Below are 8,825 nucleotides of genomic sequence, written 5' to 3'. Positions count from 1 at the left end.
CGAGATGGAAGGTTCTATCGGATAATTTTTATCCAGGCACTTGTCTCCAATTTATTGGAGACAGGTGCTTTTTTATGTTAAGGAAACAATAGGTTTTGGCATTATGGATAACTTTGAACTAAACGACTGTCTACGTCTAGGCTAAAGCGCCAACTCCTCGGCCATTTCGATCCCTCCGTGCAAAAGTGGTGAAGCATTTACTTTTGCGTCGGGCCCTCCAATGGCTGTCGGAGTTGAACGGGCGTTTTAGCGCTTTTGTTCTAATTGTGTTGAATTCGTGAAGAAATAAACAACTTTAATAGAAAGATTCCAGAAAGCGCGGAGTATACGTTTACATTAATTGTATTAGATGGAATAATGGATTTAGAGAATGTATATAAAGGGGCGACAAAAATGGAAAACTTATTTTGGCCAGTAGCTTTAGGGGTTCCTGGTGCTGTAGTTGTAGTTGCGGTAGCACTCACTTTTTGGGCGTTAGGGGAAAAGAAGAACGGTAAGATTATGAAAAACGAAGAGCATGAAGGTATTATTAAATAATATTAAAATGGCTTCAAACGACTACTTATGCGTTTGAAGCTTTTTTCTATTTTAAGTTGGAGATGAAGTTTTCGATTTCCTGCTGTGTTTTACGGTCTTTACTTACGAAACGTCCAAGCTCAGTACCGTTTTCATAAGCTAAAAAGCTAGGAATACCGATAATTCCTAAATCAATACATAAATCCAAAAACTTATCGCGGTCCACTTTAACGAATTTATATTCCGGAAATTTTTCAACAATTTCCGGCATAAACGGATCAATGAAACGACAATCTCCGCACCAGTCCGCTGTAAATTCGAAAATAACTGCGAATCTGTTTTTAAATTCGTTAAACTGTTCGATTGATTGTAATGTTTGCATGGAAAAGCCTCCTGATCAAGAGATAAATATTTAGCGCATCGCATTTTAGAAAGCGAGGAGCTACCTACGTTTATTATGATGGACAGGTAAAAGGTTTGCAAATGTTTGATTGAAGAAAAAATAACTAAAGCAACTGCTACTAATATCATAAATACAGAAAAATCTAATAATTGTATTGACAAAATAAGTATTATAAAATAATATAATACCTATTAGAATACTTTGAATTAAGTAGCTCACTAGAAAACTGGAGGCTGCTCGACTTAACGAAGAATATACTTTGTTGAGACGGGCAGCTTTTCTTTTGTTTAGAAGGACTCATAACACTCATCATTAAAAATTTTAAAAAACTGCACATTCATCTTTAATGTAGGGGGCATCGCTTATGAAAAAAATAAAAACGGTAAGGCGTATAGTTTTGATTGTTGCGGCTTTATCCATTTTAACCGCTTGTGGAAATGCATCCGGAAACGGAAATTCTATTAAGTTGTTAAATGCTTCCTATGATCCAACAAGAGAGCTATATGAAGAATTTAATAAACAATTTGCAGAATACTGGGAACAGGAAAAAGGGCAGGAAGTAGTCATTTACCAATCTCATGGAGGTTCCGGAAGTCAAGCGCGCTCTGTTATAGACGGCTTGGATGCCGATGTAGTAACACTTGCATTAGCTTATGACATTGATGCAATCGAAGAAAAGAACCTGATAGAAGAGGGATGGATAAATCGTCTGGAACATAACTCGGCACCTTATACGTCCACAATATTATTTTTAGTGCGAAAAGGAAATCCAAAGAGGATTAAAGACTGGGATGACTTGATTAAAGGAGACATTTCTGTCATTACACCAAACCCGAAAACTTCAGGAGGGGCACGTTGGAACTATTTAGCTGCTTACGGATTTGCACTGGGAAAATATAACAATGATAAAGCGAAGGCTCAACAATTCGTCAGCAATCTTTATAAGCGGGTAGAAGTACTGGATTCCGGTGCACGTGCTTCAACAACAACATTTGTTGAAAAGAATATCGGTGATGTACTCATTACTTGGGAAAATGAAGCGTTTCTGGCATTGGATGAATTAGGGCATGACAAATTTGAAATTGTCGCGCCTTCCGTAAGTATTCTTGCCGAACCGTCTGTAGCAGTAGTCGATCGAATTGTAGACCAAAAAGGTACAAGAGAAGTTGCCGAAGCGTACATCGATTATTTATATACGGATGCTGGTCAGGAAATCGCAATGAAAAACTATTATAGACCGCGCTCTGAAACGATCGCTGCGAAGTATAAAGATCAGTTTCCCGAAATCGAGCTATTTACGATTGATGAGAAGTTCGGGAGTTGGAAAGAGGCCCATGAAAAGCACTTTGCAGATGGCGGCATTTTTGATGCGATCTATGAATAACGTAGGATATTTAGTTAGGTGGTGACGAAATGAAAAAAAATAAGAAAAAAAACGTACTGCCGGGTTTCGGCCTTTCGATAGGAATTACGACATTCTATATTAGTTTAGTTATTCTAGTTCCACTGTCTATGATTTTTATCGAATCCTCCAAATTAGGGTGGACTGAATTTTGGCAAATAGTAACAAGTAAAAGAATGCTTCATGCCTATAAAATATCGTTTTTGACAGCATTGGGCGCTGCAGTCCTAAATGCTATATTTGGTTTTATCATTGCCTGGGTACTTGTACGTTACACGTTTCCTGGAAAACGAATCATTGATGGTCTGATTGATTTGCCGTTTGCATTACCGACAGCTGTTGCAGGAATTGCGCTGACAACCTTGTATGCACAGGACGGGTGGTTTGGACAATTTTTTGCAAGCTTCGGTATTAAAATAGCATTTACTCCTCTGGGAATTATGATTGCATTAGTGTTTATCGGTTTGCCTTTTGTTGTCAGGATGGTCCAGCCTGTATTGGAGAATATGGAGCATGAAGTAGAGGAAGCGGCAAATAGTTTAGGTGCCACAAAACGCCAAACATTCATAAATGTCATTTTCCCGGAAGTTTTACCAGCAGTACTTGCCGGATTTTCATTAGCATTTGCCCGTGGGTTAGGGGAATATGGCTCGGTCGTTTTTATAGCGGGGAATTTGCCCATGAAAACGGAAATTGTTCCACTAATGATTATGACGAAGCTCGAGCAGTTTGATTATGCAGGCGCGACAGCCATTGCAGTCGTCATGCTAATGATCTCATTTATATGTTTGATAATTATTAATTTGCTTCAAAAATGGAGCAGGAAGCATGAATTGCACAATGAATAGGAGGTGGCATCAATGGTCACAAACGTAAGGGAATCCGAAAAGAATCATGGACATATTGCAAGCAAAAAGAAGGGACGGGGGAACTGGATAAAACGCACACTAATTTCATTAATGTTTTTATATTTGATTTTATTTCTGTTAGTACCCCTAATTTTTATTTTTGTTAGGGCATTTGAACAAGGTGCAGCGGTATACTTTGCGGCAGCTACAGACCGTGATGCCCTTTCAGCAATTAAACTAACGCTGCTTGTCACAGTCATTACAGTCCCGTTGAACACGATTTTTGGGATTGCGGCAGCATGGTGTATTACAAAGTTTCAGTTTAAAGGAAAACAGGTGCTTTTATCGATTATTGAGTTACCATTTGCTGTTTCACCGGTAATCGCAGGGTTAGTATTTATTCTATTATTAAGTCCGAGCGGTGTGCTTGGTACTTTCATAACGGACTGGGGAATTCGACTTCTCTTTTCTGTACCGGGTATTATCATTGCCACGTTGTTTATTACGTTGCCATTTGTTGCCCGGGAACTTATTCCTGTCATGCAGGCACAGGGAACTGCTGAAGAGGAAGCCGCTGTTTCCCTTGGTGCGAATGGTTGGCAAATGTTTCGGCATGTGACGCTCCCGGCAATTAAATGGGGGCTGCTATACGGCATGATTTTGTGTAGTGCTAGATCAATTGGTGAGTTTGGTGCCGTATCTGTTGTTTCAGGTCGTATACGAGGAATGACCAATACGATGCCATTACATGTTGAAATTCTGTACAACGAATATCAATTTACAGCAGCATTTGCTGTAGCCTCACTCATGTCATTATTAGCGCTCGTAACATTGATTATAAAATCATGGGTTGAGTGGAGAACGGAAAAAGAACAAAAGTATAAGGAGAGGTGAATGACGATGTCGATTGAAATAAGGAATGTAACGAAACATTATGGTTCGTTTGAAGCATTATCCAATATCAATTTAACGATTCCGAAAGGTGAACTCGTTGCATTACTAGGTCCGTCTGGTTCTGGGAAAACGACACTCCTTCGCATGATCGCTGGTCTGGAGTCAATTGATACAGGAGAAATTCTGTTTGACGGGCAGGATTTAAGTGAACTGCATGTCAATCAGCGAAATGTAGGGTTTGTTTTTCAACATTACGCATTATTTAAACATATGACGGTTTTTGAAAATATAGCATTTGGTTTAAAAGTGAGAAAAAGAAGCTTACGACCACCGAAGAAAATGATCGAGAAAAAGGTAAATGAATTGTTGGAATTAGTAAAATTGAGCGGTTTTGCAAACCGTTATCCTTCCCAGTTGTCAGGAGGCCAAAGACAGCGTGTCGCGTTAGCGAGGGCATTGGCAGTAGAGCCTAAAATGTTGCTGTTAGATGAGCCATTCGGAGCACTCGATGCAAAAGTTCGAAAAGAGTTACGTCGCTGGTTACGCAAATTACACAACGAAATTCAAGTAACAAGTGTATTTGTTACACATGACCAGGAAGAGGCACTAGATGTAGCAGACAGCATTGTTATTATGAACAAAGGGAAAATCGAGCAGCTAGGTTCCCCGTCGGAAGTATATGACAAACCCGCATCACCGTTTGTTTATGACTTTTTAGGAAGTGTGAATTTGTTTCATGGGCGCCTGAATCAAGGGAAATTACAGTTTGGTTCTACGCAGCTGGATGCGCCTGATTATTTACACGCAACCGATATTCAAGCAGTCGGTTATGTCCGTCCATACCACTTGAAAATTGAACGTCAAAATTATAGCGATGAAGCAATTCCTGCAACGATTATCTTTATGCATTCGATCGGTCCTACTTGGTATATAGAGATGAAAAGGGAAGACAGCGACAATTATGTAGAAGTAGAGCTGAGCAGAGAAGAGTATGAGCTTTTGCAATTGCAGCTCGGGGAACTCGTTTATGTCAGCCCGAAGGAAATGAAAGTATTCATTCCTGAAGATTTTGTAATTTAGGAGGGGAACCATTTTGTTGACATATGACAACTGGAGAGAAGAGAGCGTAACTTTTGATCATGAGGATGATTTTAAAGGAGCTCTTCAAGTATTGGAATGGAGCTATAAAACATACGGGGAAGAGATTGTATATGCATGCAGCTTTGGCATTGAAGGCATTGTTCTAATTGATTTGATTGCAAAGGTTAAGCCGGATGCCCAAATTGTCTTTTTAGATACAGATGTTCATTTTAAAGAAACGTATGAAACAATTGAACGTGTTAAGGCAAAATATCCGACTCTAAACATTATTTTGAAAAAGCCTGCACTGACACTACAGGAACAAGAGAAGACATATGGGGATAGACTTTGGGAAACCGCACCAAATCAGTGCTGTAAAATACGTAAACTTGATCCGTTGAATGAGGTGCTTACTGGAGCGAAGGCATGGATTTCAGGGCTACGTCATGAACAGTCCGAAACAAGAAAGCATGTTCAGTTTATCAACAAGGACGATCGCTTTCAGTCTGTAAAAATCTGTCCGTTGATTCATTGGACTTGGAAAGATGTATGGCGTTATGTATCCAAGCATGAATTAACGTATAACGTTCTCCATGACAATGGTTATCCGAGTATAGGGTGCGAACATTGCACAAAGCCGGCATTTACAATGGAAGATCTACGCTCAGGCAGATGGCAGGGCCAAGGAAAGACCGAATGTGGGTTACATGGATAACAACATATGATGAATAACTTTTACTGCGATATAAAAGAGTAGCTAGGAGGATTTTGTAAATGAAAGAACTTTCACATCTTGAACAACTAGAAGCAGAAGCAATATATATTATTCGAGAAGTAGCAGCAGAATGCGAAAACCCTGTAATGCTTTATTCAATCGGAAAAGACAGTTCGGTAATGTTGCATTTAGCATTAAAAGCATTCTATCCGGAAAAACCGCCGTTTCCATTTATGCATATTGATACAACATGGAAATTTAAAGAGATGATCGAGTTTCGTGATCGCCGTGCAAAAGAACTCGGTATTGAAATGATCGTTCATAAAAATGAAGAGGGTATTGCTCAAAATATTAACCCTCAAGATCATGGTGCAGCTTATACCGATATTATGAAAACACAAAGTCTTAAGCAAGGTCTGGATAAATACGGGTTTACCGCTGCATTTGGCGGTGGTCGCCGTGATGAAGAAAAATCTCGGGCAAAGGAACGTATTTTTTCTTTCCGTAACAAAAACCATGCATGGGATCCGAAGAATCAGCGTCCGGAAATGTTTAAGCTATTTAATACGAAAATTAACAAAGGGGAAAGCATTCGTGTCTTTCCCATTTCAAACTGGACAGAGAAAGATATTTGGCAATATATTCGTCAGGAAAATATCGATATTGTGCCATTATATTTTGCGAAAGAGCGCCCTGTTGTATATCGGGAAGGTAATTATGTGATGGTTGATGATGATCGTTTACGTATTGAACCACATGAAAAACTTGAAATGAAAAAAGTACGTTTCCGTACGTTGGGCTGCTACCCGTTAACAGGTGGCGTAGAATCCGATGCGGGTACTTTAGATGAAATCATAGAAGAAACATTAGGTGCTGTGACATCAGAACGTACTACTCGCGTAATTGATCAGGAAGCTGTAGGCAGCATGGAACGACGTAAGCGAGAGGGGTATTTCTAAGATGAAAAGTTTATTGAAATTTATTACATGCGGTAGTGTAGATGATGGCAAATCCACATTAATCGGGCATATGCTGTATGATGCAAAGTTATTATTTGCCGATCAGGAAAAGGCATTGGAGCTGGAAAGTAAAGTAGGAAGCCGTGGCGGTGAACTTGACTATTCATTGCTTCTTGATGGATTAATCGCCGAGCGTGAGCAAGGAATTACCATTGATGTTGCCTATCGTTATTTTACTACGAATAAGCGTTCATTTATCGTAGCGGATACACCGGGCCATGAAGAATATACACGCAATATGGCGGTCGGCGCATCATTCGCTGACTTGGCTGTTATATTAGTGGATGCGACCAAAGGAATTATCACACAAACAAAACGTCACACGCGGATTTGTGCGTTAATGGGTGTAAAACATATCGTACTAGCGGTCAATAAAATGGACTTAGTTGATTTTGATCAACAGCGATTTAATGAAATCAAACAAGAATTCCTACAATTATCAGAGGCTTTCGATTTTGAAAGTATCCAGGCGATTCCAGTGTCTGCTACAAACGGAGATAATGTGACGCAGAATTTGGGAAATACAAAATGGTATAAGGAACTGGCTTTACTGCCATATCTGGAGTCTGTAGCGGTTACAAAAAAATCGCAGCAACATTTCAAAATGGCCGTACAGCGTGTTAGTAGACCGGATCATACATTCAGGGGATTCCAAGGGCAAATGTCGGGTAGTATTGCGATAGGTGATGAAATCCGAACACTGCCAAGTAACGAGAGAGCGAAAGTCAAAAGTATTCTCGTAACGAATAAAGAAGTTGCTTCAGCAAATGACGGCAGTCCCGTAACGATCCAGTTAGACCGTGAAGTGGATGTGTCGCGAGGTTGCGTTTTAACGACAGCAGATACGATCAGCATTGCAGATTCGTTTTCAGCTCAAATTTTATGGATGGATAATGCGGCTTTAGTTCCGGGAAAAAACTATTTCGTAAAAATTGGAACAAAGACGATTCCGGGAACAGTTGTATCCATTGAGCATAAAATTGATATCAATACAGGCGAGGATATTTTAGCGGAACGAATCGAAAAGAATGAGTTAGCTACTTGTCATATTTTATTGGCTGAAAAGGTCGCATTTGATTTATTCGGTGAAAATGAAGACCTTGGCAGCTTCATCTTAATTGATCGAGTAACAAATATGACGTCTGCATGTGGCGTCATAAAAGAAGAGCTGACGAATAATGATCATGTCATCTATCAGCATACAGATATTACGCGTGAGGTAAGGTCTGAACAAAAACATCAGAAACCATTTACTTTCTGGTTTACGGGACTATCGGGTTCTGGTAAATCAACACTTGCGAATGAGGTGGAGAAGCGACTTGTCGTTTTAGGGTACCATACAATGCTTTTAGACGGGGATAATGTACGTCTTGGGTTAAATAAAGATTTAAGCTTTGACAATGCAGGACGTGCGGAAAATATACGCCGTGTTGCGGAAGTTTCAAAACTAATGAATGATGCCGGTTTAATTACGATTACTTCCTTTATTTCACCTTTTGAACAAGAGCGTCAAAAGGTGAAGCAAATTATCGGTGATAACTATATTGAAATCTATGTGAGTACACCATTGGATGTGTGTGAACAGCGTGATGTAAAAGGTCTGTATGAAAAAGCACGCGCAGATGAAATCCGAAACTTCACTGGTATTTCCAGTCCATATGAAATCCCGACGAATCCGGATATTGTCATTGATACAAGTAATGGTTCGATCGAAGAGGCAACAGATTACTTAGTGAAAGAAATTATCGCGCTAATTCAAAAAAAATTATTATAGTAATAAAGGGAGTTGTCCTGGAAGGTGTAAATACCAATGGACTAACTCCCTTTTTTATTTTAGTATTTCTATACTGCTTTATTTAGGGTATAAGAAATAAGGGGTAGACAATCGGTTTATTTAATAAATTTTAATAGACAACTTTTATTATGTAAAAACCGAAGAAGAATAATT

The 8,825-nt window shown here is 39.4% G+C and carries 9 protein-coding genes; 8 read left to right on the top strand and 1 reads right to left on the bottom strand.

From position 1 onward, the window contains the following. The first annotated feature begins 393 nt into the window (after positions 1-393). Entirely contained in the window at positions 394-537 is a 144-nt protein-coding gene (locus tag ABS917_RS17340; protein ID WP_340716084.1) for a hypothetical protein, read from the top strand. A 46-nt stretch (positions 538-583) separates the two neighbouring features. Here ABS917_RS17340 and ABS917_RS17335 read toward each other — a convergent pair whose 3' ends face one another. Next, positions 584-898 (bottom strand): thioredoxin family protein, encoded by a 315-nt coding sequence (locus ABS917_RS17335; protein ID WP_350480169.1) that lies wholly within the window; start codon positions 896-898, stop codon positions 584-586. A gap of 385 nt (positions 899-1,283) precedes the next feature. Here ABS917_RS17335 and ABS917_RS17330 point away from each other — a divergent pair, with 385 nt between their 5' ends. Genes ABS917_RS17330 through cysC form a run of 7 tightly spaced genes read left to right on the top strand, consistent with a single transcriptional unit; the run spans position 1,284 to position 8,651 of the window. After that, positions 1,284-2,303 (top strand): sulfate ABC transporter substrate-binding protein, encoded by a 1,020-nt coding sequence (locus ABS917_RS17330; RefSeq protein ID WP_350480168.1) that lies wholly within the window; start codon positions 1,284-1,286, stop codon positions 2,301-2,303. Positions 2,304-2,332: 29 nt separating this feature from the next. Then, entirely contained in the window at positions 2,333-3,169 is an 837-nt protein-coding gene (cysT, locus tag ABS917_RS17325; protein WP_350480167.1) for a sulfate ABC transporter permease subunit CysT, read from the top strand. A 12-nt stretch (positions 3,170-3,181) separates the two neighbouring features. Further along, positions 3,182-4,063: a sulfate ABC transporter permease subunit CysW gene (gene cysW, locus ABS917_RS17320; RefSeq protein WP_350480166.1), complete on the top strand. Its 882-nt coding sequence runs from the start codon at positions 3,182-3,184 to the stop codon at positions 4,061-4,063. A gap of 6 nt (positions 4,064-4,069) precedes the next feature. Beyond that, a complete protein-coding gene (locus ABS917_RS17315) occupies positions 4,070-5,143 on the top strand; it encodes a sulfate/molybdate ABC transporter ATP-binding protein (RefSeq protein ID WP_350480170.1) in 1,074 nt (357 codons plus the stop codon). A 13-nt stretch (positions 5,144-5,156) separates the two neighbouring features. Then, a complete protein-coding gene (locus ABS917_RS17310) occupies positions 5,157-5,858 on the top strand; it encodes a phosphoadenylyl-sulfate reductase (RefSeq protein ID WP_350480165.1) in 702 nt (233 codons plus the stop codon). Positions 5,859-5,917: 59 nt separating this feature from the next. Continuing rightward, positions 5,918-6,817: a sulfate adenylyltransferase subunit CysD gene (gene cysD, locus ABS917_RS17305; protein ID WP_350480164.1), complete on the top strand. Its 900-nt coding sequence runs from the start codon at positions 5,918-5,920 to the stop codon at positions 6,815-6,817. A gap of 1 nt (position 6,818) precedes the next feature. Further along, a complete protein-coding gene (gene cysC, locus ABS917_RS17300) occupies positions 6,819-8,651 on the top strand; it encodes an adenylyl-sulfate kinase (protein ID WP_350480163.1) in 1,833 nt (610 codons plus the stop codon). Positions 8,652-8,825: the final 174 nt, after the last annotated feature.

The sequence above is a fragment of the Solibacillus sp. genome, from assembly GCF_040273735.1.
Taxonomy (GTDB): Bacteria; Bacillota; Bacilli; order Bacillales_A; family Planococcaceae; genus Solibacillus.
This window is presented reverse-complemented; position numbering and strand designations above follow the sequence as displayed.

What these genes read in the sequence shown, in the direction of transcription:
- ABS917_RS17340 (WP_340716084.1), top strand. Translation starts at nt 394, where the DNA reads ATGGAAAACTTATTTTGGCCAGTAGCTTTAGGGGTTCCTGGTGCTGTA.
- ABS917_RS17335 (WP_350480169.1), bottom strand. Translation starts at nt 898, where the DNA reads ATGCAAACATTACAATCAATCGAACAGTTTAACGAATTTAAAAACAGA.
- ABS917_RS17330 (WP_350480168.1), top strand. Translation starts at nt 1,284, where the DNA reads ATGAAAAAAATAAAAACGGTAAGGCGTATAGTTTTGATTGTTGCGGCT.
- cysT (WP_350480167.1), top strand. Translation starts at nt 2,333, where the DNA reads ATGAAAAAAAATAAGAAAAAAAACGTACTGCCGGGTTTCGGCCTTTCG.
- cysW (WP_350480166.1), top strand. Translation starts at nt 3,182, where the DNA reads ATGGTCACAAACGTAAGGGAATCCGAAAAGAATCATGGACATATTGCA.
- ABS917_RS17315 (WP_350480170.1), top strand. Translation starts at nt 4,070, where the DNA reads ATGTCGATTGAAATAAGGAATGTAACGAAACATTATGGTTCGTTTGAA.
- cysD (WP_350480164.1), top strand. Translation starts at nt 5,918, where the DNA reads ATGAAAGAACTTTCACATCTTGAACAACTAGAAGCAGAAGCAATATAT.
- cysC (WP_350480163.1), top strand. Translation starts at nt 6,819, where the DNA reads ATGAAAAGTTTATTGAAATTTATTACATGCGGTAGTGTAGATGATGGC.